This window comes from Alkalimonas mucilaginosa, assembly GCF_036327005.1.
GTDB lineage: Bacteria > Pseudomonadota > Gammaproteobacteria > Enterobacterales > Alteromonadaceae > Alkalimonas > Alkalimonas mucilaginosa.
Map to the genome: position 1 here is coordinate 55,608 of NZ_JAUGZK010000012.1, position 23,930 is coordinate 79,537.

The 23,930-nt window shown below is 55.1% G+C and carries 23 protein-coding genes; 6 read left to right on the top strand and 17 right to left on the bottom strand.

Annotated elements, in window-relative coordinates:
- Positions 1 to 10 precede the first annotated feature (10 nt).
- From QWF21_RS14245 to QWF21_RS14255, 3 genes are read left to right on the top strand one after another with little or no spacing between them, the layout of a single operon-like run.
- Positions 11 to 712, top strand: coding sequence for an ABC transporter ATP-binding protein (locus tag QWF21_RS14245; protein ID WP_330088710.1), 702 nt, complete (start codon positions 11 to 13; stop codon positions 710 to 712).
- Positions 705 to 3,125 (top strand): ABC transporter permease, encoded by a 2,421-nt coding sequence (locus tag QWF21_RS14250; RefSeq protein ID WP_330088711.1) that lies wholly within the window; start codon positions 705 to 707, stop codon positions 3,123 to 3,125. The genes QWF21_RS14245 and QWF21_RS14250 overlap by 8 nt, the downstream gene beginning before the upstream one ends.
- A gap of 44 nt (positions 3,126 to 3,169) precedes the next feature.
- The gene (locus QWF21_RS14255) at positions 3,170 to 4,267 is read left to right on the top strand and encodes an MBL fold metallo-hydrolase (protein ID WP_330088712.1); all 1,098 of its coding nucleotides are present in this window, start codon (positions 3,170 to 3,172) and stop codon (positions 4,265 to 4,267) included.
- Positions 4,268 to 4,328: 61 nt separating this feature from the next.
- Here QWF21_RS14255 and QWF21_RS14260 read toward each other — a convergent pair whose 3' ends face one another.
- Both QWF21_RS14260 and QWF21_RS14265 read right to left on the bottom strand, forming a co-directional pair.
- Entirely contained in the window at positions 4,329 to 4,595 is a 267-nt protein-coding gene (locus QWF21_RS14260; protein ID WP_330088713.1) for a superinfection immunity protein, read from the bottom strand.
- 68 nt (positions 4,596 to 4,663) lie between these two features.
- Positions 4,664 to 6,097 carry an amidohydrolase family protein gene (locus QWF21_RS14265; protein WP_330088714.1) on the bottom strand — a complete coding sequence of 478 codons (1,434 nt, stop codon included), beginning with the start codon at positions 6,095 to 6,097 and terminating at the stop codon, positions 4,664 to 4,666.
- Positions 6,098 to 6,278: 181 nt separating this feature from the next.
- Here QWF21_RS14265 and QWF21_RS14270 point away from each other — a divergent pair, with 181 nt between their 5' ends.
- Both QWF21_RS14270 and QWF21_RS14275 read left to right on the top strand, forming a co-directional pair.
- A complete protein-coding gene (locus QWF21_RS14270) occupies positions 6,279 to 6,803 on the top strand; it encodes an RNA polymerase sigma factor (RefSeq protein WP_330088715.1) in 525 nt (174 codons plus the stop codon).
- Positions 6,793 to 7,392 (top strand): hypothetical protein, encoded by a 600-nt coding sequence (locus QWF21_RS14275; RefSeq protein WP_330088716.1) that lies wholly within the window; start codon positions 6,793 to 6,795, stop codon positions 7,390 to 7,392. Before QWF21_RS14270 ends, QWF21_RS14275 begins: the two co-directional genes overlap by 11 nt.
- A 19-nt stretch (positions 7,393 to 7,411) precedes the next feature.
- On the opposite strand, the gene QWF21_RS14280 is transcribed toward QWF21_RS14275, so the two are convergent.
- The 4 genes from QWF21_RS14280 to QWF21_RS14295 all read right to left on the bottom strand — a co-directional run bounded on the left by QWF21_RS14280 (position 7,412) and on the right by QWF21_RS14295 (position 11,781).
- Positions 7,412 to 8,731 carry a sensor histidine kinase gene (locus tag QWF21_RS14280; RefSeq protein ID WP_330088717.1) on the bottom strand — a complete coding sequence of 440 codons (1,320 nt, stop codon included), beginning with the start codon at positions 8,729 to 8,731 and terminating at the stop codon, positions 7,412 to 7,414.
- Positions 8,732 to 8,834: 103 nt separating this feature from the next.
- Positions 8,835 to 9,305, bottom strand: coding sequence for a Dps family protein (locus QWF21_RS14285; RefSeq protein WP_330088718.1), 471 nt, complete (start codon positions 9,303 to 9,305; stop codon positions 8,835 to 8,837).
- Between the two features lie 289 nt (positions 9,306 to 9,594).
- On the bottom strand, positions 9,595 to 10,386 hold the full coding sequence (gene cysE, locus QWF21_RS14290; RefSeq protein WP_330088719.1) for a serine O-acetyltransferase: 792 nt from the start codon (positions 10,384 to 10,386) through the stop codon (positions 9,595 to 9,597).
- A 147-nt stretch (positions 10,387 to 10,533) separates the two neighbouring features.
- Entirely contained in the window at positions 10,534 to 11,781 is a 1,248-nt protein-coding gene (locus QWF21_RS14295) for a glycerophosphodiester phosphodiesterase family protein (protein WP_407935299.1), read from the bottom strand.
- A gap of 238 nt (positions 11,782 to 12,019) precedes the next feature.
- Between QWF21_RS14295 and QWF21_RS14300 the strand changes: the two genes are divergently transcribed.
- Complete coding sequence (locus QWF21_RS14300) at positions 12,020 to 14,359, top strand: TonB-dependent receptor (RefSeq protein ID WP_330088720.1); 2,340 nt, start codon at positions 12,020 to 12,022, stop codon at positions 14,357 to 14,359.
- 143 nt (positions 14,360 to 14,502) lie between these two features.
- Here QWF21_RS14300 and QWF21_RS14305 read toward each other — a convergent pair whose 3' ends face one another.
- The 11 genes from QWF21_RS14305 to gspE form a co-directional block, all read right to left on the bottom strand.
- Positions 14,503 to 15,636, bottom strand: a complete 1,134-nt coding sequence (locus QWF21_RS14305) for a pyridoxal-phosphate-dependent aminotransferase family protein (RefSeq protein WP_330088721.1) — start codon at positions 15,634 to 15,636, stop codon at positions 14,503 to 14,505.
- A 100-nt stretch (positions 15,637 to 15,736) separates the two neighbouring features.
- Complete coding sequence (locus tag QWF21_RS14310; protein ID WP_330088722.1) at positions 15,737 to 16,480, bottom strand: type II secretion system protein N; 744 nt, start codon at positions 16,478 to 16,480, stop codon at positions 15,737 to 15,739.
- A 4-nt stretch (positions 16,481 to 16,484) separates the two neighbouring features.
- A complete protein-coding gene (locus QWF21_RS14315; protein WP_330088723.1) occupies positions 16,485 to 16,967 on the bottom strand; it encodes a type II secretion system protein M in 483 nt (160 codons plus the stop codon).
- Complete coding sequence (gspL, locus tag QWF21_RS14320; protein ID WP_330088724.1) at positions 16,964 to 18,154, bottom strand: type II secretion system protein GspL; 1,191 nt, start codon at positions 18,152 to 18,154, stop codon at positions 16,964 to 16,966. Before gspL ends, QWF21_RS14315 begins: the two co-directional genes overlap by 4 nt.
- Complete coding sequence (gene gspK / locus QWF21_RS14325; RefSeq protein WP_330088725.1) at positions 18,151 to 19,143, bottom strand: type II secretion system minor pseudopilin GspK; 993 nt, start codon at positions 19,141 to 19,143, stop codon at positions 18,151 to 18,153. Before gspK ends, gspL begins: the two co-directional genes overlap by 4 nt.
- Complete coding sequence (gene gspJ / locus QWF21_RS14330) at positions 19,140 to 19,793, bottom strand: type II secretion system minor pseudopilin GspJ (protein WP_330088726.1); 654 nt, start codon at positions 19,791 to 19,793, stop codon at positions 19,140 to 19,142. Before gspJ ends, gspK begins: the two co-directional genes overlap by 4 nt.
- Positions 19,783 to 20,154, bottom strand: coding sequence for a type II secretion system minor pseudopilin GspI (gspI, locus tag QWF21_RS14335; protein ID WP_330088727.1), 372 nt, complete (start codon positions 20,152 to 20,154; stop codon positions 19,783 to 19,785). The genes gspJ and gspI overlap by 11 nt, the downstream gene beginning before the upstream one ends.
- Positions 20,151 to 20,741 (bottom strand): type II secretion system minor pseudopilin GspH, encoded by a 591-nt coding sequence (gene gspH, locus QWF21_RS14340; RefSeq protein ID WP_330088728.1) that lies wholly within the window; start codon positions 20,739 to 20,741, stop codon positions 20,151 to 20,153. Before gspH ends, gspI begins: the two co-directional genes overlap by 4 nt.
- Before the next feature lie 15 nt (positions 20,742 to 20,756).
- Positions 20,757 to 21,179: a type II secretion system major pseudopilin GspG gene (gene gspG / locus QWF21_RS14345; protein ID WP_330088729.1), complete on the bottom strand. Its 423-nt coding sequence runs from the start codon at positions 21,177 to 21,179 to the stop codon at positions 20,757 to 20,759.
- Between the two features lies 1 nt (position 21,180).
- The gene (gene gspF / locus QWF21_RS14350) at positions 21,181 to 22,401 is read right to left on the bottom strand and encodes a type II secretion system inner membrane protein GspF (RefSeq protein WP_330088730.1); all 1,221 of its coding nucleotides are present in this window, start codon (positions 22,399 to 22,401) and stop codon (positions 21,181 to 21,183) included.
- Positions 22,401 to 23,906, bottom strand: a complete 1,506-nt coding sequence (gspE, locus tag QWF21_RS14355; RefSeq protein WP_330088765.1) for a type II secretion system ATPase GspE — start codon at positions 23,904 to 23,906, stop codon at positions 22,401 to 22,403. The genes gspF and gspE overlap by 1 nt, the downstream gene beginning before the upstream one ends.
- Positions 23,907 to 23,930: the final 24 nt, after the last annotated feature.

Genomic DNA, 23,930 nt, shown 5'->3' on the forward strand with positions numbered 1-23,930 from the left:
GGACCATCCGATGATTCAGTTACAAAAAATCCAACGGGTATTTCGCACTGCAGAGCTGGAAACCACAGCCCTGAACACCATCAACCTGACCATTGAAGCCGGCGAGTTTGTTGCCATTATGGGGCCGTCTGGCTGTGGCAAGTCTACCCTACTAAGCATTCTGGGCATGCTGGACAGCCCAAGCGACGGCGTGTACAACTTTAAAGGCCAGGACATTGCCCGCTTCCGTGAAAAACAACTGGCGGAGCTGCGCAAAAACCAGCTAGGTTTTGTCTTTCAAAGCTTTAACCTGATTGATGAGCTAACGGTTTTTCAAAACGTTGAGCTGCCACTGCAGTACCAGGGCATCGCCGCCGGCGAGCGCAAACAACGGGTCGAAGCCATTTTAAAACGGATGCAGTTGGATCACCGTGCCGATCATCTGCCCTTGCAGCTGTCCGGGGGCCAGCAACAGCGGGTGGCAGTGGCCCGGGCTTTGGTGATCAATCCGGCGCTGATCCTGGCCGATGAGCCCACCGGCAATCTGGATTCAAAAAACAGCGAAGAAGTGATGCAGATGCTGCGCCAGCTGAATCAGGAAGGCACCACCATCGTAATGGTGACGCATTCAGAGCACGAAGCCCGTTACGCCAGTCGCATGGTGCAAATGCTGGATGGCCAGATTGTCAGCGAGCGGGCTCTGGCCCCGGCAGCGGAGGTGAAGTATGCGTAACGCCCTTTCCATGCTGGGTAATTACCTGACCACCGGCGTCCGGGCCGTGCTGCGGCATAAAACCCACCTGGCACTGAATTTAGGTGGTCTGGCCATTGGCCTGGCTGCTGCCTTGCTGATTTTACTTTTTGTGCAACACGAGCAAGGCTTTGACCGGATGCACCCCGATGCCGGCAACACCTTTCGATTGGAGCAAACCTTTATACCGCTGGAGCAACGTTTCCCGGTGACCAGCCCAGCCATGAAAGCTTTGCTGCAGGATTTCGATGCCCGCATTGAGGTCACCCGGCTGGCTGGGGTTGGCGAAGAGGTGTTGATCCAACTGGAAGGCTCGCCGCTGCAAATCGCCATGACGCATGCTTTCCAGGCAGATGCCAATCTGACCGACTTCTTCCAGTTGGAAGTGCTAAGCGGCGATCTGCAGGCTGCACTCAGCCAACCCAATCGACTGGCACTGGCCGAGCACGAGGCGATTCGCTTGTTTGGCCACAGCGAGGTGCTGGGCAAGCAGCTGCAGCTTGATGGCAGCAACCATCAAATAACCGCCGTTTACCGGCTGCCGGCCCAGAGCCATCTGCGGCTGAATTCGCTGCGCCGCCTGAGTGATGAAATCAATGCACACCCTCTGCCGCGAAATACTGTGTACAGTTACGTTAAGCTCCCCAACGGGCTGGATCTCGACACCTTTTTGGCGCATTTTACTGAACTGGTGAATGCTCAGGCCTATCAGGGCCAGGCCATGATGGCGCTGGAGCTGCAGCCATTAACGGCCATTCACCTACACTCGAACTTAAGTTTTGAGATGAAAGTCAATGGCTCGGCCAGCACCATCGGTATTGGCTTGCTGTTGGCAGCTTTGTTACTGCTGGTGGCCAGCATTAACTTCATCAATATGAGCACCGCCCGTGCTGGTCAGCGCGCCAAAGAGGTTGGGGTACGCAAAACCCTGGGCGCCAGCCGCTGGCAGCTGTTTGCCCAGTTTATGCTGGAATCCCTGCTGATTGCAGCCGCTGCTGGTCTGCTGGCACTGGTCCTGGTCGAACTGCTGCTGCCCTGGTTTAGTGCCCTGGTCAATCGCCCGCTGGCACTGAACTATCTGGGTGCTTTTGGTGGTCTGGCTTTTACGACCGTGCTGACCACAGGCCTGCTGGCCGGTGTTTACCCGGCGCTTTTTATCTCGGCCTTTGATGCCAAAAAAGTGCTGAGCGGCGATTTTCAGCGGGGTAGCACCGCCATCTGGCTGCGCAAAGGGCTGCTGGTGCTGCAAGGCGCTATCGCCATTGGCCTGCTGGTGGCTACCGCCGTGTTGCAGCAACAGCTGCAACTGCTGCAGCAACAAGATACCGGCTATCAACGCGACGCACGCCTGCTGGTGCACAGCATTGCCAACGAGCACTTGTTTTGGGCCGAGCAACAAAGCCTGCTAAGCAGCCTGCAACGCATTGAGGGGGTGCAAAGTACCAGCCTGCTGGATATGCAGCTGACCGACACCATTTCGCAAGCGATGTCGATTCAGTTACCTGGCCAGACCGCGGATACCAGTTTGCCGCCCATTCCCCAGCTGGGCACCGGTTTTAATATCGTGCAAACTGCCGGCTTTACGCTGCTGGCAGGACGGGATTTTAGCAGCGACTACCAAAGCGATTGGTACCAGCAACACGACGACCAGGCCACCGCTGCCGGTATCATTACCGAGACCCTGGCCCGCCGGGCCGGCTTTAACAACCCTGCCGATGCCATTGGCCAGCAGTGGCTGTTGCAGAACCATCTGGCACTCACCGTTACAGTCGTCGGCGTTATTGCCGATGTCCAGGTGGGTGCAGCCACCCGCCAGCCCGAACCCTTGTTGCTGATATGTGGCCGCTCGCCGATGCACATCGGCCATATTCTGCTGCAACTGGACCCACTGCAGGCCATGCAAAGCCGGCTGCAGATTGAGCAGCTGCTGACCGAGCGCTTGCAGCGCCAGGATATCCGCTTAAGCTGGCTGGATGATGATTACACGGCGTTATACCAAAACCAGCAGCGCCAGGGCACCGTCATCGCTATCTTCGCTGCCTTGGCCATAGCACTGACCTGCGTTGGCTTGTTTGGCCTGGCTGCCTTTAGCGCCGAGCAGCGCTCACGTGAAGTGGCCATGCGCAAAGTGCTGGGTGCAGGCTCCTTCAATCTGGTCAATCTGCTGGCCAATGAATACCTGAAGCTAATGGCCATCAGCGCTATGCTGGCCATCCCGGCCACCTATCTGGCACTGGATGCCTGGCTGGCCGGTTTTAGTGTACGGGTAACCCAAAGCCCCTGGCTTTACCTGCTGGCAGCAGCCATTACCTTCGCCATTTGTTGGTGCACAGTGGCGACTTTGGCCTGGCAGGTTGCCAGCCGCAAGCCTGCCATGGTATTACGACAGTACTAAACGGAACCTATGCCCCGATGAAAATGAACTTAAAAGGACGATGGATGAAACTGACACTCGGCTCACTGGGGTTGCTGCTTGGCAGCGCCCTGCTCCTCCAGGCCTGCAGCACCCCCAATACCGTGCAGCAACTGATCAGCGAACAAGCGGTGATTGTGCAGGTGAAAGAAGGCAAATACCAGGGGCGTTACCGCAACCAGTACCGCATACGCCTGGGTGAGCGAGAGTATCCGGTGAGCTGCGAGGAAGATTGCTACCCGGCCCATCCGGCGGTTGCCTGCCAAAGCCATGGTGAAAACTGCCAGTACAACGGCGAGCAACCTGTGCCTGAGCTTGGCAGTGGTTTTGCGGTGCACTGGCTGGGCCATGCCAGCTTTCTGGTGAAAACACCGGACGGCCAGCAACTGCTGTTTGACCCGGTATTCGGCCAGTTCGATTGGCCGGTTAATTGGGCCTCGCATTTGGTCGGCATTATCAAAAGGCCTTATACGCCAAGCCTTTCTGCCGAGCAGTTGGCCGCCACCGATGCTGTGCTCTACTCGCATTTGCACTACGACCATTTTAGCCATGCTGCCATTCGCCAGATTGGCACAGAGGCGCGCTACTATGTGCCGCTGGGTATGGCCGATTACCTACCAAAAGGTGGCTATCAGGTGCTGGAAAAAGCCTGGTACACCGGCAGCGAGCTGGGTGAGCTAACTCTGCATCTGGTGCCGGCGCATCACTTTAACAGCCGTAGGCTCTTTAATGATGACGACCGGGCTAAATGGGGTGGCTGGGTGGTGGAGCATCAGGGCCATACCTTGTTTTTTGCCGGCGATACCGGCTACTCCGAGCATTTTCGCGACATTCAGCAGCGCTATGGCGATATCGATATCTGCCTGCTGCCGATAGCCTCTTACCATCACGAGGAGCACAGCGACTGGTATCGCAATGTCCATACTACGCCGGAAGACGCGCTGGTCGCTGCCGAAGAGCTGGGGTGCAAGGTGATGATCCCCTGGGGTTATGGCAATGCCAGCTGGCAGATGGGTGATATCAGCTCGCACTCACCGCTGCTACGCCTGCTGCATATGCAGCAGCAGATGCAAAGCACGGTGCCACTGCATATTCTTAATGAAGGGGAAAGCGTTGCTTTGTAGCTAAGTGCTTCCCTGGCCCTACCTTATCCCGGCTGAACGCTTCGCTCCGCCGGGATAGTTGTTAAGCAACTGGCTTGAAGCGGGCCTTGGCAGCCAGCTTGTCGCCAAGTTTACCGGTAACGGCCCAAACGCAAAGGGCTACCCAGGCAATCCAGGAGAAACCGGCCGGGATATTCAGCAAAGCGATTTTTCCAGCATGCTGGCGGTTAAATAGCAAGGCCAGCAGGCTGGGTAAAAACCACACCAGCAGAAAAAATAAGCCAAACAGTAGCAAGGTAACAGCATTCATTTGTTGGATGGTCGCAAAAAAGTTTTCAATCGTACCCATGGGTCTCTCCTCGTTTCATTGCAGTGCATTGTCAGATTTATAAATAGTTATCCAATAGCATTCAGTGTTCACAACTCAAGGCTGCTCAAGGTGGTTAGTTTTTCTTTCAATGCCTCCACCTGCCAGCGCTTGCCTTGTTGCACCACAGTGTGCACTGTACTCAATGCGTTCAGATCGGTGACAGGGTTGGCACTAACCACAATAAAATCGGCCAGATACCCTTCAGCCAGCTGACCGGTATCAGCAAGACCCAAGTGGTGAGCACCACCAACGGTAGCAAGCTGCAAAACCTGCCAGTTGCTCAGGCCGGCAGCCTGGCTGAGTTGCAATTCACGCAGGAAGAAAGGACCGCTGCTGACGCTGTCGCTGCCAATGGCCAGCGGCACACCAGCATCGTACAAGCGTTTAAAAAACTCTTTTACTTTAGGCAGTTGTTGCTGTGCAATGGCAAAGTCTGCTGCGCTCCAGTCATAGCTGGGTCCCGCCATCAAAGCTCGCCAGCGTCGGCGGGTTTCGGGGTGGAACACCCACATCGCATCCTCAGGGTAGAGCGCGTCCAGCTCACGGGCAAAGTAAAACAGCTCATTCACCACCAGAGTTAAATCGACCCGGGTTTGCTGCTGTGCCAGCGTCTGGATCAAACGCTGCATCGGCTCACTGTCGTAGTCGACATGCTGGAACCAGCTGTAGATAAATCGTTGGTTAAACGGATTTTTCCGCTCAGCCAGATACGCCGCCCTGCCTGCGCCGGTTAATAACTCTGCACTGGTGGGCAGGGCATGCGTTAATACATCAATTCCGAGATCTGCCGCATATTGCCAACTGACACCATCCAGGTGCGCCACTGTTTTTAACCCGGCCTCGCGCGCCAGCCGTACCCCCATGGCTACTTCACCCGGCGTCAGTCCGGTATACAGCTTGATGTAATCCACTCCCATGGCTTGTTGGCTGGCAATCTCCGCCCGCCAACTGGCCTCATCGGTTGGGTGAACCGAGCCTCCCAGAATAGGCGTTGGCTCAAACACATAGCCAGCGTAATGCAGCCTCGGCCCAGGCCAATACCCCGCTTGCTGCTGCTGGACATAGTCGGCATTGGCGACAGGATCACCGGCCGGGCTAAAGGCTGTGGTTACTCCGGTTGCCAGGGTGCTAAGCGCATGATAGCGGGTGATTTCGCTATGACCTTTCATGGTAATTACTGGCGTGCCATCCCGCATTTCAACCCGGTGTGGCCCGGCCGTTAAGTGCAGGTGCACATCAATCAGACCTGGCAGCACATAGTGTTTCTGCAAATCAATTTGCCTGTTGGCTGCAGGTAAGCCGTCTGCCTGCGCCTGCCCCATCTTGACGATTCGACCATCTTGCACCAACAGCCAGCCATGGTTTAATTGCTGCTCAGTAGCAGGATTGATTAACGTCGCATTGTGATACAACACTGTTTCCGCATCGAGCTGCGCCATCGACAAAGCAGCCAGCAAACAAACTAATACTGATTTTTTCATCCTGAGGTTCCTGTAGTTGAATCTAGTTGGGTGTATTTTCTTGTGAAGTCGTGCGGTAGCTGCGAAGCGTTACAACATTTTTTTTATTTTTTTATGTAACACTTCGCCGTATCAGGCAGACTGACTAGCTAACAACTGAGTCGTTACAAAGAACAACAAAAGCGTGGGCAACGGGGATTTTTTGAACAGAACCGATAACAACGAATGGACGCCAGAGCAGTTTTTACTGCAACTGTGGCAAGACAATCAGGGTGCTATCAGCCGCACCTTGCTGGCTTCTGAAGCCAATGCTGCCGCCAGAGAGGATCTGAAACAGGATATTTTTCTGGCACTGCATCAGTCGATGACCCGACTGCAAGCTGCAGAAAAGCCGCGCGCTTACCTGTTCCGGATTGTGCACAATGTCACCGTCGATCACATTGCCCGGGCGCAGCGCAGCAAATGGCAGCCATTGGATGCAGACACGGAACAGCTGTTGCTGCAGGACTGCCCGTCCAACGAGGTGAGTACCAGCCAGCAAAGCCAGCAACTGATGCAGGCAGTACGCCGTTTATCACCGGCCAACCGGCAGGTGATCCTGCTGGCGATGGAGGATATGGATGCGCCGGAGATTGCAGACATTCTGCAGCTGAATCCAGGCACAGTCCGGGTACGGCTGAACCGCGCTAAAACTGAATTGATGGAGTTGATGCAACATGACCGATGATAGTGATTTCATGGCCCTCAAAGCGAGCTGGCAACAACAGCCGGCCACAGCCGTTCCCCCACCGAACGCCGCCGACTTAGCCAAGGCCAGCCAGCGCCAGCACCAGCAACGGGTGCTGATGATCGGGGAGTGCCTGGCTGCGCTGGTGATGGCTGCCAGCGCTTGTTGGTTGCTGCTTAGCATGCCGAATTGGCTGGGCTATATAGCAGCCACTTTTCTTGGGCTGGGTGCCATCGGTGCGGTTTACATCAGTTGGCAGGTGCACCGGCCAATCCTGGCGTACGACAACTGGAGCAGCCACGGCTTGCTGCAGTTCCGGCTTCGCAGCTGTCAGCTTAGCTTGCGCTACTACCGTTACAACCAGTATTGCTGCGCTGCGCTGCTGCTATTTACCGCGCTGCTCTGGCTGTTATCGGCCTGGCAACCGGCGTTAACCCCGATGGACTTACTGCTGTTTTACAGCCTGGTGGCGTCCCCGCTGTGCCTGTATGGGATCTACCTTTTGCAGCAAAAAGTACAGCAGAAAACCCTGGAACTGCAGCAACTCACCGATTTAACGCGGCAGTTTGCGTCGGATGACTCAGTTTGAGATCAGCGGGTAGTGGAGCTTATGGCTGCAAATCGCAAAAACTGTAATCCAATGCAAAGCCCCGCTTAGTAGCCGGTAGCTGGACTTTACCACCCAGTTGCCCAGTGACCAGATTGTACAAAATGGATAGTCCCAGCCCGCTGGCACCTTGCGCCCGGGCTGTGGTGTAAAAAGGCTCAAACAGATGGCGTCGGACTTCGTCACTGATGCCACACCCATTATCCCGGTACTGCACCCAATAGCCATCGTCCTGCTGCCGTACCTTAATGGTAATTTTATGCGGGCCAGGCTGACCGGCAAAACCATGTTGCAGGCTGTTGAACACCAGATTGGAGAGCACTTGCACATGGCTGCCAGGTACCGTGGTCACCCGCCAGGCAGGATCTGCCTCAAGCAGGATTTCAACACCAGCCTGGTCCGTAATACCTGTTAAGGTGGCTAAAATCTGCCGGTAGTAATGCGCAATGCCGATTTGATGCTGCTCGGATGAATGTTGATCGGCCGAAGTCCGTTTAAAGTTTTGGATAAGATCCGCCGCCCGCTGCAAGTTACTGGTGAGCAATGGCAACGTTTGCTCCATCGCAAGGCAATACTGCTGCACCGCCTTTTTACTGAGCTGGTTGCTACGCACTGCCAATGCAAAGGACTGGAACTTTTGTTCCACAATGCCCTGAGCTGTCACGGCCACGCCAAGCGGGGTATTGACCTCATGCGCTATGCCCGATACCAACTGCCCCAGTGCCGCCAGTTTTTCCGACTCCACCAGTTGCTGCTGCATGGTTTGGATATCCGCCAGGGCCTGCTCCAAATCAGCTGTGCGCAGTTTGATTTTCTGCTCCAATTGCTGATTCAACTGCTGCAACTGCCGCTCAAAGTCCAGTCGCTCCATTTCGGCTTCTATACGACCACTGAAAATGGTAAAGAGGGTAGTGACCTGCTCCGGCTCAGACACCGGCTGGCGGTACATGGCCACTACGATGCCCATCACCTTGCCCTGCAAATCATGCAATGGCGTGCCAACATAAGCTTCAACGCCAAGATCAACCAACAACTGATCTTGCGGGAACAGCTGCTGAATACCACTGGAGTAGATGCAATAACTGTCATCCGCGGCATTGGCACAGGGGGTGTGTTCGAGTGAGTACTCCATATTATCGACCAACTGGCCATCCACCACCAGGGCCAGGGTCTGTGAGCTGTAGGCCGCATGATCCAAACGGGCAATAAAGACAAAATCGGCCTTGATCACCTGGCTTAACTGCAAAGTCATGGCCTGAAAGAAAGCCTCGCCCCTGGTGTTGGCGACTCCTTCAATAATTTGCCGTAGCTGGTTGTCCATGCAATAAGGCCTCTTGTCAGCCGTTCAAGCCATGCCTGCTGACCTGGCTAGTTGGAGTATAGCCAAAATCAGCGACGGCAACGGCAGCTGCAGCGCTGCTGGCTTATTTATTCAGCACCCGCAACATCCAGGCGGTTTTTTCATGCACCCGCATCCGATCGGAAGCCAGCGCAGCGGTGGATTCATCATCCCCGGCCTGGGCATGTTTTAATACCTCACGGCAGGTACGCACTATGGTCTCATGGCCTTGAGTCAAAAGAGCAACCATCTCTTTGGCAGCCGGTACTCCATCCACTTCTTTGATGTTGCTTAAACGGACAAACTCTTTGTAAGTACCAGGCGCAGCGACATCCAGCGTACGAATACGCTCGGCGATATCATCCACCGCTACCGCCAGCTCGGTGTAGTGCTCTTCAAACATCAGGTGCAGTTCACGAAACTGTGGGCCTGTGACATTCCAGTGGAAGTTGTGGGTTTGCAAATACAGGGTGTAGGTATCCGCCAGCAGGTGTTTCAGGCTCTCGGCAATGGTCTCACGATCCGCCTTGGTGATACCGATATCCATTTGTGTCATAAGGCATTCTCCTTCAGATTGGGGGAATTAGCCATGCCGGCCTGGCGCCGGCATGGCACTGGTTTGCTGATTAGCCTAGCATTTCGAAAGCATTTAGGCCATGACTCAGGTCATAACTCAGCTTGAAAGGCCGTTAGAAACGCCAGCAGGAACAACAGCTCAGCATGCCTGGCTAAACCAATCCTCATGTTCATGGTGCATACGGATGATAGAAATGCTGTGGTCGGGGAGTTGCTGGTAAATCACCAGATACTGGCCGATGGGGTGTATGCCACAGAACGCTGTGCTGCTATTTTGAAATGACGGTACTGTGCAAAAAGTTCTGATCCATCGACTCGGCCGGGCACTCGCAACTGCTGCCAATGATTTTAGCAGGCACCCCAACGGCTGTGGTATGCGGCGGGACCGCATCCAACACCACCGAGCCGGCACCAATACGGGCGCCTTCGCCAATTTCAATATTGCCAAGGATCTTGGCACCCGCCCCTATCATCACGCCAGGACGGATTTTTGGGTGGCGATCGCCTTGCTGATTGCCGGTACCGCCTAAGGTGACGCCCTGCAGAATCGACACATTGTTGCCAATTTCGGCCGTCTCCCCGATCACAATGCCGGTGGCATGGTCGAACATCAGGCCGTGGCCAATGCGGCAGGCCGGGTGGATATCGACACCAAACACTTCCGAGCAGCGGCTTTGCAGAAAGCGCGCCAGCTCTTTGCGATTTTGCCGCCATAAGCAATGCGCCAGCCGGTGGGTTTGAATGGCGTGGAAGCCTTTTAAATGCAACAGCACATTGAGGTAGGTGTCGGCTGCCGGATCACGGTCCAACACCGCTTTGATATCATGAGCGACATGGGTCAGCATCTCGTCGCAATTGACAAAGGCCTGATCGAACAGCTCCCGGATGGTAAAAGCAGACACCACCGCATCGGACAACTTGTTGGCGACAATAAAACTAAGCGCCGAACCCAGGCAATCGTGATTCAGCACACTGGAATAGACATGACTGGCGAGCAAAGGCTCTTTGGTAACCAGCTCAAAAGCTTCCTGTTTTAACTGTTGCCAGATCTCATGCCGCATACGCTTGCCTCGTTGTGTTGCAACCGCTGCCAACCCAGACTGGCAGCGGCTTTTAGGGCTGATACGATACCGGATCCGCGACAAACTGGCAATGGTTCAGCTATAAAAAGACATCCAGACATCTATTTATCTCTGCCATCTACAACCCTACAGCATGCAATTGGCATACAAGGTGGTGGTAGCCGGCCAATCGGAGAACACGCCGATGACACCGACCTCCTGCGCCAACACATGCAACAGTTGCAAGGCGACGCTGTCATCGGTGGTGAGATCCGCAATGCTCTGATAGTACCAGCCGCCGCCTTCATCCAGCCGGCCGGAACGCTCCAGCGTCCAACTGATGATCTCCAAACCAGCAGCGCGCGCCGCTTTGGCATAAGCCGAGGGCCGGATCTGCCCATCTTGGCTGGTAACCAGTACCCAAAGTGGTGGCGCGATAATGTTCAGCCCAGCGGCTTTAAGCTCTGCCATAGCGGGTTGCCAGCTGTCAGGCTGCATCGGATCAAAGGCCGGGTCTTCATAGCGGCCATCCAGCCAGACTGCTTGCCTGGCGTATTCAGGCTCTGCCTGCAGCCAATACAGAATGTCCTGCCAGTCGAACGATTGCAAAAACACCTGCTCCGGCGGTACGCCGGCGGCTTTGTACTCATTCACTAACTGTTGGGCATACTGCTGCTGGCTGTACTGCCCCTGAAACGGCATCGGCACTTCGGCGGCTTTGAGTTCCGGCGTCATTTTTCGGCCCAGTTGCTGAAACAATGCAATACTTTGCTGATGCGACAACACCGCCGGACAGGAACCGGCATACAGATCGGTGCGCCAGTCTGCAGTGCCTTGCAGATACTGCTGTGCCGTCGTTGCAGCGGGGTTAACCCCATCCATTTTGCCGCACAGCGTTAAATACTCCGCCAAATCGATATCACTGGTACAGCAGCGGGCACTGGCTTGCTGACCAGTTGCCGCATCGGCCGGACTAAAAGGCTCGCTGCAACGCGCTGCCAGCTCCGGGCGCACTAAAATATCGGTGGTCTGGTGCAAATCACACTGGGCATGGCGACACACCAGTTGCCGATCGCGGGTAAAGGTGACATCGCATTCTAAAATGCCAGCCCCCATCTGTGCAGCGGCCCGGTAGGACGCCTCGGTATGCTCCGGAAACATCAGCGGCGCACCACGATGGCCAATGGAAAAATCATGCGGTTGAAAAGGCCCCTGACAGCGCTGCAACTGTTGCTTCAATGCCCCGTCAGGCAACTGCGCTACCAGGTATGCCGGCCGGGGCCCCAGCTCAACCCACTCCATCCTCTGTTCTGGTTGAGCGACCAGTTGCTGGCAACCCAGCAACAGCCAAAGACTCAACCCCAAACCCCAGCCTGGAACCCATCGCTTGCTCATCATGCCTCTCTCCGCTTCGGCTTAAATCGCGCAGTCTGACCAACAAAAATGACAATCGGATGACACTGCAGACAAAAAGTTACACTATAACAATTCATGATAATCTAAAGTAAAAAGTATTCCGCACAATTCACAAAACTGTCATCTTCAGCCGCCATACTGCTCCGCCGTCGGGATCTGATCCGACCACAAAATAATGATAACCACAAACACAATTCATGTTCAGACGGAGAGCCTCGTGCAGTATTTTAAAACCAAACGCCTCAGCCTGGCGATTATCGCCGCTTTAACATCCGCCACCGCTTATGCCGGTGAAATGCAGCAAACAGCACAAGACGAAGCGATGGAAGTCATTTCTGTACTGGGAAAACGGGTCAGCTATGCCAACAACAGTACCGATGACAGCATGAAAAACCAACAGGCACCGATAGGCAATGTGATGGATTTGATTGACCATCTGCCGGGTATCAATGTCGGCCAGGGCGATGCCTTTGGTGGTGATGACTACACCACCACCATCAGTATGCGTGGTTTTGTGATTGACCGGGCCGATCAGCAGCTTGGCATCACCATTGATGGCATCCCGAATGGTGGCTCGGCCTATGCCGGTGGCAGCAAAGCCAACCGTTTTCTGGATATTGAAAATACCCGTTTTGTTGAAGTAGGCCAGGGCAGTGCCGATATTGCTTCTGCCTCACTGGATGCGCTGGGTGGCACCATCAATTTTGTCTCGGCCAACCCTGAGCTGGAGCGTGGTGCCCGCTTTGCTTACACCACCGGCAGCCACAATGCCCGCCGTTACTTTGCACGTTTCGATACCGGTGAGCTGTTTGGCCATACCAGTGCCTATTTCAGCGTGTCCGACAGCTTTAATAACCGCTGGATGTTATCTGGCAGCAATGGCCATGCCGATCGTTTGCATGTTGAATTTAAAAGTGTCACCGAACTGACTGATAGCCGCTTCACTGCTCGTTTGTCCTACAACGACGCCCATGAGGACAACTACCAACCGGTCTCACTGGCGCACTTTAACAAAACCCCACGCTGGGATGGCCTGACCAACGTCTGGACCGGCGATCCGGATATCGATCAAAACTTTGCCGAGGCCTGGTCGACGCTGCGGGAGAACACCCTGTTTTATCTCAAAGGCGAATTTTATCTGACCGATGCATTGGAGCTGGATATCACCCCTTACCTGCACCTGCAAAATGGCCGCGGTGACTGGCTGCCGCCTTATCAGGTGTTTGCCGCCGATGCCAATGGCAATCGCATTGCACGAGGCAGTGGTGCCAGCCAAACCACCTACACCCATGTCGACAGTGCCGGTAATCCGATCCTGGATGGCAATAACGACCAGCCCGGTGCGAAACGGGTGTCATCGTACCGTCATACCCACTACGACAAAAGCCGTTATGGCGCGACCGCCAACCTGAGCTGGGAGCTCGGCACCCACCGGCTGCGTACCGGTCTCTGGCTGGAATCGCAGCAGCGCAATCAAACCCGAGACTGGCATGAAGTCATTGACCCACAAGTCTACCACCACTTTGATGAACGCCCGTACTGGGTGCACTTTGATGATGATTACCGCCACAAAGTCGCCAAGTTTTACCTGCAGGATCACATGACCTTTGGTGATTTGCAGCTGACGCTTGGCCTGCAAAAGTACCTGGTGGATATCAGCCGTACCGATAACCTCAATGGCCGGGGTAAAGACAGCCTGGACAGCGACTCCTCCTGGTTACCCAGTGCTGGCCTGGTGTATGGTTTGACGGACCGGCTGGAAGTGTTCGCCGGTTATTCAAAAAACTTCAAAGCCATTGCCGACAGTATTTTGGAAAGCCAGAAAGCGGCAGATTTACAGGACTTGCGTCCGGAAACTGCCACCAATATGGATCTTGGGTTGCGTTACTTTGGTGATACCTTCAGCATCTCTACCGCACTCTACAATGTCCGTTTCAATGACCGGGTGGTGCTGCTGCGCTACGCGACAGCAGAAGATGGTACTCCGAATTATCTGGCAGCCGGGGATGGTAATTTTGACAACGTCGGAGGTGTCCGTGCCCGCGGTCTGGAAAGCAGCCTGAGCTGGCGCTTAAGCCAGAACCTCAGCCTGACCAGTTCCCTGACGCTGAATAAGGCCGAGTATTCGGAAGATGTACTGACCAGTAAAGTAAACCCGGCTGGTGAGCCGGTGCTGGTGCAAGACTACCGCAAAGGCGATAAGATTGCCGGTATTCCGGAGCAGATGCTGTCGGTGGCGCTGAACTACCACGACGGTAACTACCGGGCAGGTTTTAGCGGCAAGTACACCGGCAGTTACTACGGTGCTGCCAAACACAGCTTCAACGCTGCTGGCAGTGAGGTTTGGAACCGCGACAGCATTTCCGGCCACACCATTTACAATGCCTACCTTGGTTATGAAAAATCGCTTGGCAACGGCGGTTTATTCCAAGGCGTGGACCTGGCTTTTGTGCTGAACAACCTGACCGACAAAAGCTACATCACCGGTGGCAGTGAAGGGGCTTACCTGATTGGCGCTGGCCGAACTGCCAGCTTTACCGTTAGTTTAAGCTTCTAATCGTCCTGCTATAGCGAAACGCAAGCGCACAAGTTACCCCTTGTGCGCTTGTTGCTGGCCCAGCTTGCTATGTTGATACAGCATTAGGCTAAGTATCTACTTGCGGGGTCACCTCTGCTGCTGCAATGTCTCAATCACACCGCTTATTCACTCAGCACATCCGACAGCGCTTTTAAGCAAAGTGCAATAGTTTCCCGCCTTGCGCCATAGCCCATCAGGCCGATGCGCCAGGCTTTGCCAGCTAAATCGCCCAAACCTGCGCCAATTTCCAGATTGTAATCCTGCAGCAAGCGGCTGCGCACTTCGGCGTCATTGACTCCGGCCGGGATCCACACCGAGTTCAGTTGTGGCAAGCGGTGAGCTTCATCGACCACAAAGTTCAGTCCCAGCGCTTGCAGCCCAGTTTTCAGCTCCTGATGCATGGCGGCATGGCGTTGCCAGGCGTGCTCCAGCCCTTCGCTGGCAAGCAGGCGCAGGCTTTCATGCAACGCATAAAGCGCATTGACCGGCGCGGTGTGGTGGTAACTGCGTTTAGCACTACCGCTCCAGTAACCCATCACCAGGCTTTGATCCAAAAACCAGCTCTGCACCGGCTGCGTGCGGTTTTGCATCCGCGCTACCGCGCGTGGGGAAAAGGACACCGGTGATAAACCCGGTACGCAGGACAAGCACTTCTGGCTGCCGGAATAAATCGCATCGATGCCCCAGGCGTCTACTCTAAGTTCCACCCCGCCCAGCGAGGTCACCGCATCAACAATGGACAAACAATCAAAACGCTGCGCCAAAGCACAGAGCGCCTGCGCATCCGATAGTGCGCCGGTTGAAGTTTCGGCGTGGACAAACGCCAGGAAATGCACCTGCGGGTGCTTTTTTAATGCCTGCTCCACCACGGCGGGATCCACCGGCTCGCCCCAGGGAAAATCCAGCACAATGGCGCTGGCACCGCAGCGCTCGACATTTTGCCGCATGCGCTCACCGAACACACCATTACGGCATACCAGCACCGTATCACCCGGCTCCAGCAAGTTTACAAAGCAGGTTTCCATACCGGCAGAGCCCGGTGCAGAAACGGCCAGCGTCATCGGGTTTTCGGTTTGAAAAGCATACTGCAGCAGGCTGCGCAGCTCATCCATCATGCCAATAAACAATGGATCCAAATGGCCAACGGTCGGCCTGGCCTGGGCAGCCAATACCTCGGGATACACATCGGACGGACCAGGCCCCATCAAGATGCGGCGCGGCGGGGTAAAAGACAAGAATTGGGGGGCTGGGATCATCAGAGTCTCCTGCAACAAAAGCGGAAAACCCCTAGCCTAGCAAAGCCCGCTTCATTTCGCTGCTGATTGCGCTTGATAGCGGGCATTCATTGCTGAAATACTAAAAGCGGATCCGAAACCGGCCTTCGGCATCGGGGGCACCAACAAACTGCATCGCCTGGTGCACTTCTTCCGGCATCGAGGCATCGGGTTTTAAGGTACCATCCACCGAGAAACGTCCTGCCGCTTGCAGCCTGGCAGTCACATCCAGTCCCAATGGATTTTGGCCATCGGTGATCAGCACCAAGTCACCATCATCACAGGCCAGGCTGGCAAAAATATGCTGCAGATCAATCCAGCCGGTCGGCGGTTGCAACCGTGCTTCTTGCCAGCTGGCCTGGCCGCTCAGGGTTTTGCACCAGGGAGCACCCTGCTGGTACTGTTCGATATCCAGCATCAGGGTGCCGTCGGCCCCAACCGGCAGCGGCAAACGCAGCATAGGCGCAAGTTCACGCACCGGGTAGCGCAACAGCGTATCTTGCAACTGCAAACCACTGAAACCATAGCGCAACTGGCCTTTGATATAAGCCTGGTCCAGCTCTGCCAGCTCACCGGCTTGCAATTGCACTGCCAGCCGGCCGGTCAGTAAGCGCCAGGGGCTCAGTTGCCACTGCACTTGCCGTAGCTCCAGGCCCTGATACGATAGTACCTGAATCCGGCCTTGCCAGGCAGTACCCTGCACTGGCCCTAACTTTAGCCCGGCTGGCAGCGGTGCCAGCTTAAGCCACCAACTGGCAGGGGTTAACACCAGCAGGCACAACAAATAACTCACTACCCCCACGACCAGCAGTTTCTTTATCGACATAACCTTATTCAACCAAAATTCGTCGCACCTGCACCATGCCCGGCTGGTTGGCCGCGCTGACATCCAGATTCACCAGTTGCAAACCGTGCTGATAGTGCAGTGCATGCAACCAGCTAACCAATTGTTCGAAGCTCACATCGTCCAGCACCAGCTGCATTTGCTGATTTTGCGGCTGCATCCGGCTGACGCGAATACCATGCTGACGGGCACTGGTTGTCAGCACCTGCGACAAGCTGCCGCTGCTGCGTTCCACCGAGCCACCGGCCTGTTGCAACTGTGGCATCACCGAGTGCAACCAGTCCAATTGCTGTTCGGCCTGCTGCAACGCCAGTAGATTGCGCGCTTTGCTTTGATGCACCGGCTGCCAGATCAGGTAATAAAATACAAACACCAGCACAGCAATGCCGCACGCCAGCATCAGCCGTTGCTCACGTTGCTGCAGCCCCCCCCACCATTGCTGAAATTGCTGCTGCAGTTGCTGCTTCATGCTGCTTTCCTCATACTAACCGTGCCCTGAACCTTGCTGCCATCGTTGCTCAAAGCCCCTTGATCGACCTGATAGCCGGCTTGTTCCAACTGGTTTTTTAGTCGCTCAAAACTTTGAAACCCTTCGGCTTTGGCCTGAAAACGCAGCTCGGTACGCCTGGCATCGAAGCGCAGATTATCCAATTGCATATCCGTTACGCTGGCCAGGTTGTTCTGCAAATCCAGCAACAAGGCTAAAAAGTGCTGCTCTTGCTGCGACAAGCCAGCTTGCTGCAGTTTGCGCTGCACCAAAGTGCGTAAATTTACCACCGACTCTCCGGGGAAAGCCGCCTGATAGGTTTGCACCGCCTGTTGTTGCAGGGCTCTTGCTTGCTGACCATAGCGCCAGCCTTCCACGGCCGTCAGGGTCAGATACAAGGTCAGGCTAATACCAGCCAGCACAGCAGCGGGCCGCCACAGTTGCCAGCTTCTGTTGATGGTTCGCTTGGGCGCGTATTCACCCTGCAGCAAATTAAGCACTGGCTGCTGTGCTTGCCGGGCGAGCAGTGCCAACGGCAACTCTGGCTCAGCCAGTTGATGCGGTTGGGCAATGTAGCCTGGCCATGGGCTGTAGCTGGTAAGTTCTGGCAAAGCCGCCAGTTCCAGATAATCCGGCCACCAATCCTGCTCAATGCTGGTCGCCTGCCAATCGCCCTGGCGCAGCAACCAGCTGCCGTTTAGCTCAATGGCGGCTGGCAACGACTCCGTCGGGAGCAACAACGCATCCGGCACCAACTGGCGTGGTTGAAAACCTGCCTCGGTCAGCCAGCTGAGCCATTGTTCAAGCTGAGCTTTTTTGCAAAGCGCCACTTGCTGCAGATACTGCGCGTCGTCTTTACGCACTGCACCGAGCGCCAACCACAGCTGTTCAATGTCTTCGGTGACATCATCCTCCAGCATATACGGCAAGGCCTGCAGGATCTGCCGACTGGGCTTGGCCGGCAGAGCCACCTCTTTTAGCACCACATCGGCCGCAGGCACCAGGACCAGTACCGGACGGGGGCCCAGCCGCTCGGCCAGTTGTGCTAAGGCATAGGCCGACGGCAGGTCGCCGGAGGCAATGATCTCCTGCGCCGGGGCGGACCATACCAACCAGCTGACGGCTTGCTCAGCCCGGCTGCCAAGACGGATCAGCAATTGTTCACTCATCCTGCACCTCCTAAACGCCGGGCCAGCACAGTCACACCTTTACCATCCTGCACTTTGAGGATTGATTGCATCTGCATGCCAGTCTCCTGATAGCCAATTCGGGCTGTTAATCGATAATAGTCCGACTGGACCGTCACCAGCTCTTTAATACTTTCTTCCACTTCAATACCAGCCAGGGGGCCTGAGCCCCAAAACTCGTCAATACTGCTAAAACCATTGTCGGGACGACTGGCAATAAGCTCCAGCGCCGCTGAAGGATCCAATTCGGCAATAATGGCACTTAACAACACCGCCGTTTCCTCGGTTAGCGTATTCACATTGATGCGCAGCTGTTGCTCATCCGGGATCACACACACATAGGGTTCGAGCAATTTGTAATCATCCGGTGTCACATCCAAAATGGCCCGCAGCTCTGTGACCGACCCCATCAGGGTGTTGCCGGTATAGTACGGAAAAGGCAAAGCCGCATAATCGTCATCTTCGGCACTGCCAGCTGTGCGCAATAAGCTATCGTCATCCAGCCAGTCGGCAACCCGCGCCATAAGGTATTCAGCGGGCATCGACAAATCTGCTGCCACCAACTCCAGCAAACGCTGAAAGCTTTGTTGTTCAACCGTTGCTTCGGTCTGTACCTGCCCGGCCGCAGCCGGCGCCTGATAAAGCGCATTCAGATTAAAGCAACTACGCAGATCCGTGATCACTCCACTGATGGTACCATCCGGTACCGGCAATTGCGCCCCCTGCAGGGCCCAGTCCTGCCCCAAGTGGCTGGTTTCCTGCCCCTGTAAAGAGCGGCGCAGCACCTGACGGGCAAAAGCTTCTGCCCCCATAGCGTACCAAAACGCTTGCTGCTGCTGCTGCATATTCAGCTGCCGCTGCAAATTCAGCTGCAAGCGGCCGCTCATTGATGTCGCAATCACCACAGCAATGGCCACAATCAACAGCACGATGATCAGGGCTACGCCTTGCTGTCGTTGCAGATCGTTCATCGGATGGTCTCCGCCGGCTGCACATTGCCGTCCGGCAACAGAATCACCCGCTCTATTTCCCCCAGCTCGGCGTGCAGCAAGCGCACCCGAACTGCCGCAGGCCAGAGCGAGTCCGCCCAACGCTCTTCCCAGCGCTCGCCAACCAGGTAGCGAAACTCCAGCTCGGTAATGTCAGCCAACAACACCTGCACTCTCGGTTCGGTACCGGTAACGGCATCCGGGTACAGGGTGTACAGCCGTTGCAATTGCTCTTCTTGCAAGCGGTAACCGAGCGATTGCAACTCACTGCGCGGTAAAATCATGCCAGGGTTGCGCCAACCGTGCTGGCTAAACGCTATCGCATCGGCGTCACTTTCCAGCAGGAAACGCCCGCCCAGCAAGCGCTCTTTGCGCGGCGCTTCACCCTGTATGCGAATATGGCGGCTGCTGATTTGCATCAGATCACGCTCCAGCACCATCAAAGCAAATTGTACTTTTTGCAAACGCTCCGCGGCCTGTCGCGACAAGCGGTCGCCGGTTGTCACACTATTGAGCACTGCAAAAGAGGCCATCCCGACCATAGCAAAAATCGCGATGGCCAGCAGCATTTCAATAAAGGTAAAGCCAGCGCTGTTTCCTTTCCGGCAAGCGACTGCGCAGCTAGTTGGCATGCGGCCGCCCGATAAAGGTAATCAACCGGTACAGTGTTTCATCCGGCTGCTCTGCCAGGCTCACGCTCAGCTCCACCTGGCGTAAATCATCATCTTCGACCTGACTAATACGCTGCTGCCATTGCCAGAGCCGGTTCGCCATTTCCACCTCACCCCGGCTCTGCTCTGCCGGCGGCCAATCGGTTTCCAATTGCAGCAATACCAACTGATTGGAAGCGACATAGCTGGCAAAAGTGGCGTCCTCCAGCATGGCTATTGAGCGGATATGTTCAGTCACAGTGCGCATCACCGCCAGGCCGGCCGTGGCAAAAATCGCCAGCGCAAACAGCACCTCAATCAGGGTAAAGCCGCGACGCATCATGGTAAGCTGCTCCCAACCTCAGAACGCTGGATCGGTATACTAAACTCCCCGCGGATTTGCACGTACCAGTAAGGCCGCTGGCTTTCATCCTGCAGTACCAGTTCAAAAGGGGTAATTTCACCGGACGATAAAATAAAAATATGCGGCAACACCGCGGCTTCCTCATCATCCGTTTGCATATGCTCCAGCCGATCAGAGTCCCAATTCAGGGAGCCCAGCAAACTATCTTCCTGCCAGGGCAAGCCTTCCAGCTCAAGTTTCAGTTGCTGATGCGGTGCCAGATCATGCCAGCCCAGTGATGCCGGCGTGTCGGCCGGCTGCCAGATATCCTCCTCTGGCAGGTACACCAAAAACTGATAGCCACTGGGGGTAATCTGTACCCCCCACTCCTGCTGGCGCATCAATGCCGTTTCAGCAGCATAATGAAACAGCTGCTGAAAACGGTACGCCTCTTTTTCCAGTTGATCATCCCGGCTATCCCAGGAAAAATTTACCACCACAGCACTGACCAGCAAGCCAGATAATAACAGCACCAAGATAACTTCCAACAGGGTAAGCCCCTGGCTGTAGCGTTGTGACGGCATCATCGGCTGGCTCTGAATTTATTGCTTGTCAATGTCCCAGTTGCCGACATCATCGTCGGTACCTGGAATGCCGTCCGGCCCCATGCTAAACACATCAATGCGGCCAAACTGGCCCGGACTTGCCAGTTGATAATCGCGGCCCCAGGGATCCCGCGGTAAGCGACGAATAAAGCCACCTTCCGGGAAGGAGCGTGGTACCGGCTCTGTGGTTGCAGGCTCAACCAAAGCCCGTAAGCCTTGCTCGCTGGTTGGATAGAAACCATTGCGCAACCGATACATATCCAGTGCATTTTCCAACTGCTGAATATCAACCACGGCTTTTTGCCGATCCGCTTCTTCTTTATTGCCCATCACATTGGGCACAACCAGGCTGGCGATGATGCCTAAAATGACGATCACCACCATCAGTTCCAATAAACTAAAACCCTGCTGTTTGTTCATATTACCCACCTACCATATGATTAAGTTCTAAAATCGGCAGCAAAATTGCCAGTACAATTAAAAAAACCAGGATCGCCAGGGTGATCACCACCACCGGCTTGAAAATTTCCAGTGTCACCGTCATGGTCATTTCGAACTCCCGATCCAGCGTATCCGCTGTGCGGATTAACATGGTATCGAGTTGACCGCTTTTCTCGCCACTGGCGATCATATGCAGCATCATCGGCGGAAACAGCTTGGTTTGCTCAAGCGCATTGCGCAACGAGCTACCTTCCCGCACCCGCAAAGTTGCATCCGCCACCGCCTGCTTCATATAACTGTTGCCCAGTACATCACCGCTTATGCGCATCGCTTCAAGCAAAGGCACCGCACTGGCATTCAAAATACTAAGGGTGCGGGCGAAGCGGGCGGTATTGATGCTGCGGATCACCTTGCCAAACAAGGCGCTGCGCAAAATCAACTGATCGTAGCGATAACGCATCTGTGGCCGACGCAATAACCGTTCGACCAGCACAGCCAGCAATAATATCCCGAGCAATAACCAAATACCGTAATCGCGTACCCAGTCGCTGGCCGCAATCATCACGCGGGTAAGCAGTGGCAGTTGTTGCCCCATATGCTCAAACTGTTCCGTAATTTGTGGCACCACCGCTACCAGCAAAATTGCAATCACCGAGATTGCCACCATCACCATCACCACCGGATAAATGGATGCCATCAGAATTTGATTGCGCATATGCTGACGTTGCTCGGTGTAATCGGCCAGCCGGTTGAGTACCTGATCCAGATGGCCGGACTTTTCACCCGCCGCCACCATGGAGCGGTACAAATGATCGAACACATGCGGGAACTCGGCCAGCCCTTCGGCCAGGCTATAGCCTTCTACCACCTTGGAGCGCACACCCATCAACATATTTTTCAGGCGTGGCTTTTCGCACTGCTCAGCCACCGCCAGCAAGGCATTTTCAATCGGCAAGGCGGCTGCCACCAAGGTCGCCAACTGACGGGTAATCAGTGCCAAATCGGCGGTTGGAATGGAGCGTTTAAAAAAACTTTTGCTGCTGGCGGTTGATTTCTCCTGCCTGGATGCCAGCTCCACCGCCAGCGGGGTTAGCTTGCGCTCGCGCAGCAGCTGGCGAGCCTGGCGGGCATTATCGGCTTCCAATACCCCTTTGCTTTTTTTGCCGCGGCTATCCAGCGCCTGGTAACTAAACGCTGCCACTACAGATCCTCACGGGTGACGCGCAGCACCTCTTCCAGCGTGGTTTGGCCGGCCAGCACCTTATCAAAGCCATCACGGCGGATACTGGGACAATTTGGCCGCACATACTTTTCAATGCTTTGTTCACCTTCGCGGTTGTGGATCATTTCGCGGCTGTGATCATCAATCACCAGGAGTTCATGAATACCGGTCCGGCCACGGTAGCCGGTAAAATTGCACTGGTCACAGCCGGTGGCCCGGTAGATAATGGCCTCATCCTTTTTCTCGACCCCAAGCAGCTTACGCTCTTCTTTGTCCGGGCTATGGGCCTCTTTGCAGTGCGGACACAAGGTACGCACCAGCCGCTGCGCCAACACACCCAGCAAGCTGGATGACAACAGGAAAGGCTCGATCCCCATATCTTCCAGCCGGGTAATGGCTCCGGCAGCAGTATTGGTGTGCAAGGTCGACATCACCAGGTGGCCGGTTAAGCTGGCCTGTACCGCTATTTGCGCCGTTTCCAGATCGCGGATTTCACCTACCATCACCACATCGGGATCCTGTCGCAAAATAGCCCGCAGCCCGCGGGCAAAGGTCATATTCACTTTGGTATTGACCTGGGTTTGGCCGATGCCTTCCAGCTCGTATTCGATGGGATCTTCCACCGTCAGAATATTGCGATCTTTGGTATTGATTTCGGTAAGGCCGGCATACAGGGTGGTACTTTTACCAGAACCGGTGGGGCCAGTTACCAGTAAAATGCCATGAGGCTTTAAAATCAGTTTGGAAAATTGCTGCTGAATGGCTGGTGTCATACCCAGGTCGGCCAGATTCAGATGGGAAGTGTTTTTATCCAGCAAACGCAATACCACCCGCTCACCATGGCTGGATGGCATGGTCGAAACCCGTACATCCACCGCCCGGCCAGCAATTTTTAAACTGATACGGCCATCCTGCGGCACCCGTTTTTCCGCAATATCCAGCTTGGCCATAACTTTAATACGCGACACCAAAAGGCTGGATAACTTACGGTTTGGCCGTAGTACTTCGCGCAAGATACCATCAACCCGAAAGCGCACCACCAGGGCTTTTTCAAAGGTTTCAACATGGATATCGGATGCACCCAGCTTGATGGCCTCACCCAGCATGGCGTTGATCAGCTTGATAATGGGCGCATCGTCTTCGTTATCCAGCAAGTCTTCCGTTTCCGGGATATCTTCTGCCAGCGAGGCTAAATTTACCTCGTTGCCTATGTCCTGCATAATTTGCTGGGCTTCCGAGGAATCCCGCTGATAACTGGCTTCAAGCAGACTTTCAAACTCTGTGGCGCCCAGTTTCTGAATACGAAAAGGTTCGCTCAGCATGCGTCTTACTTCCAGCACCGCCTCGGGCTTAGTAGCCGGCTGCACCGAAAGCACAAACCCCTCCGGCAATTGCTGCAGCAATACTGCATGACGCTTGGCAAAGGCAAAAGGCAGGCGGATGCGGGTGCTGACCGGTTGCACCTCCACTATCTCATCATCCATCAGCTCATCAAGCTCCTGAGTCAA

What these genes read in the sequence shown, in the direction of transcription:
- QWF21_RS14310 (WP_330088722.1), bottom strand. Translation starts at nt 16,480, where the DNA reads ATGTCGATAAAGAAACTGCTGGTCGTGGGGGTAGTGAGTTATTTGTTG.
- QWF21_RS14275 (WP_330088716.1), top strand. Translation starts at nt 6,793, where the DNA reads ATGACCGATGATAGTGATTTCATGGCCCTCAAAGCGAGCTGGCAACAA.
- gspG (WP_330088729.1), bottom strand. Translation starts at nt 21,179, where the DNA reads ATGAACAAACAGCAGGGTTTTAGTTTATTGGAACTGATGGTGGTGATC.
- QWF21_RS14260 (WP_330088713.1), bottom strand. Translation starts at nt 4,595, where the DNA reads ATGGGTACGATTGAAAACTTTTTTGCGACCATCCAACAAATGAATGCT.
- gspE (WP_330088765.1), bottom strand. Translation starts at nt 23,906, where the DNA reads ATGGATGATGAGATAGTGGAGGTGCAACCGGTCAGCACCCGCATCCGC.
- QWF21_RS14285 (WP_330088718.1), bottom strand. Translation starts at nt 9,305, where the DNA reads ATGACACAAATGGATATCGGTATCACCAAGGCGGATCGTGAGACCATT.
- cysE (WP_330088719.1), bottom strand. Translation starts at nt 10,386, where the DNA reads ATGCGGCATGAGATCTGGCAACAGTTAAAACAGGAAGCTTTTGAGCTG.
- QWF21_RS14245 (WP_330088710.1), top strand. Translation starts at nt 11, where the DNA reads ATGATTCAGTTACAAAAAATCCAACGGGTATTTCGCACTGCAGAGCTG.
- gspH (WP_330088728.1), bottom strand. Translation starts at nt 20,741, where the DNA reads ATGATGCCGTCACAACGCTACAGCCAGGGGCTTACCCTGTTGGAAGTT.
- QWF21_RS14255 (WP_330088712.1), top strand. Translation starts at nt 3,170, where the DNA reads ATGAAACTGACACTCGGCTCACTGGGGTTGCTGCTTGGCAGCGCCCTG.
- gspJ (WP_330088726.1), bottom strand. Translation starts at nt 19,793, where the DNA reads ATGCCAACTAGCTGCGCAGTCGCTTGCCGGAAAGGAAACAGCGCTGGC.
- gspK (WP_330088725.1), bottom strand. Translation starts at nt 19,143, where the DNA reads ATGAACGATCTGCAACGACAGCAAGGCGTAGCCCTGATCATCGTGCTG.
- QWF21_RS14315 (WP_330088723.1), bottom strand. Translation starts at nt 16,967, where the DNA reads ATGAAGCAGCAACTGCAGCAGCAATTTCAGCAATGGTGGGGGGGGCTG.
- QWF21_RS14265 (WP_330088714.1), bottom strand. Translation starts at nt 6,097, where the DNA reads ATGAAAAAATCAGTATTAGTTTGTTTGCTGGCTGCTTTGTCGATGGCG.
- QWF21_RS14305 (WP_330088721.1), bottom strand. Translation starts at nt 15,636, where the DNA reads ATGATCCCAGCCCCCCAATTCTTGTCTTTTACCCCGCCGCGCCGCATC.
- gspI (WP_330088727.1), bottom strand. Translation starts at nt 20,154, where the DNA reads ATGATGCGTCGCGGCTTTACCCTGATTGAGGTGCTGTTTGCGCTGGCG.
- QWF21_RS14280 (WP_330088717.1), bottom strand. Translation starts at nt 8,731, where the DNA reads ATGGACAACCAGCTACGGCAAATTATTGAAGGAGTCGCCAACACCAGG.
- QWF21_RS14295 (WP_407935299.1), bottom strand. Translation starts at nt 11,781, where the DNA reads ATGAGCAAGCGATGGGTTCCAGGCTGGGGTTTGGGGTTGAGTCTTTGG.
- gspL (WP_330088724.1), bottom strand. Translation starts at nt 18,154, where the DNA reads ATGAGTGAACAATTGCTGATCCGTCTTGGCAGCCGGGCTGAGCAAGCC.
- QWF21_RS14250 (WP_330088711.1), top strand. Translation starts at nt 705, where the DNA reads ATGCGTAACGCCCTTTCCATGCTGGGTAATTACCTGACCACCGGCGTC.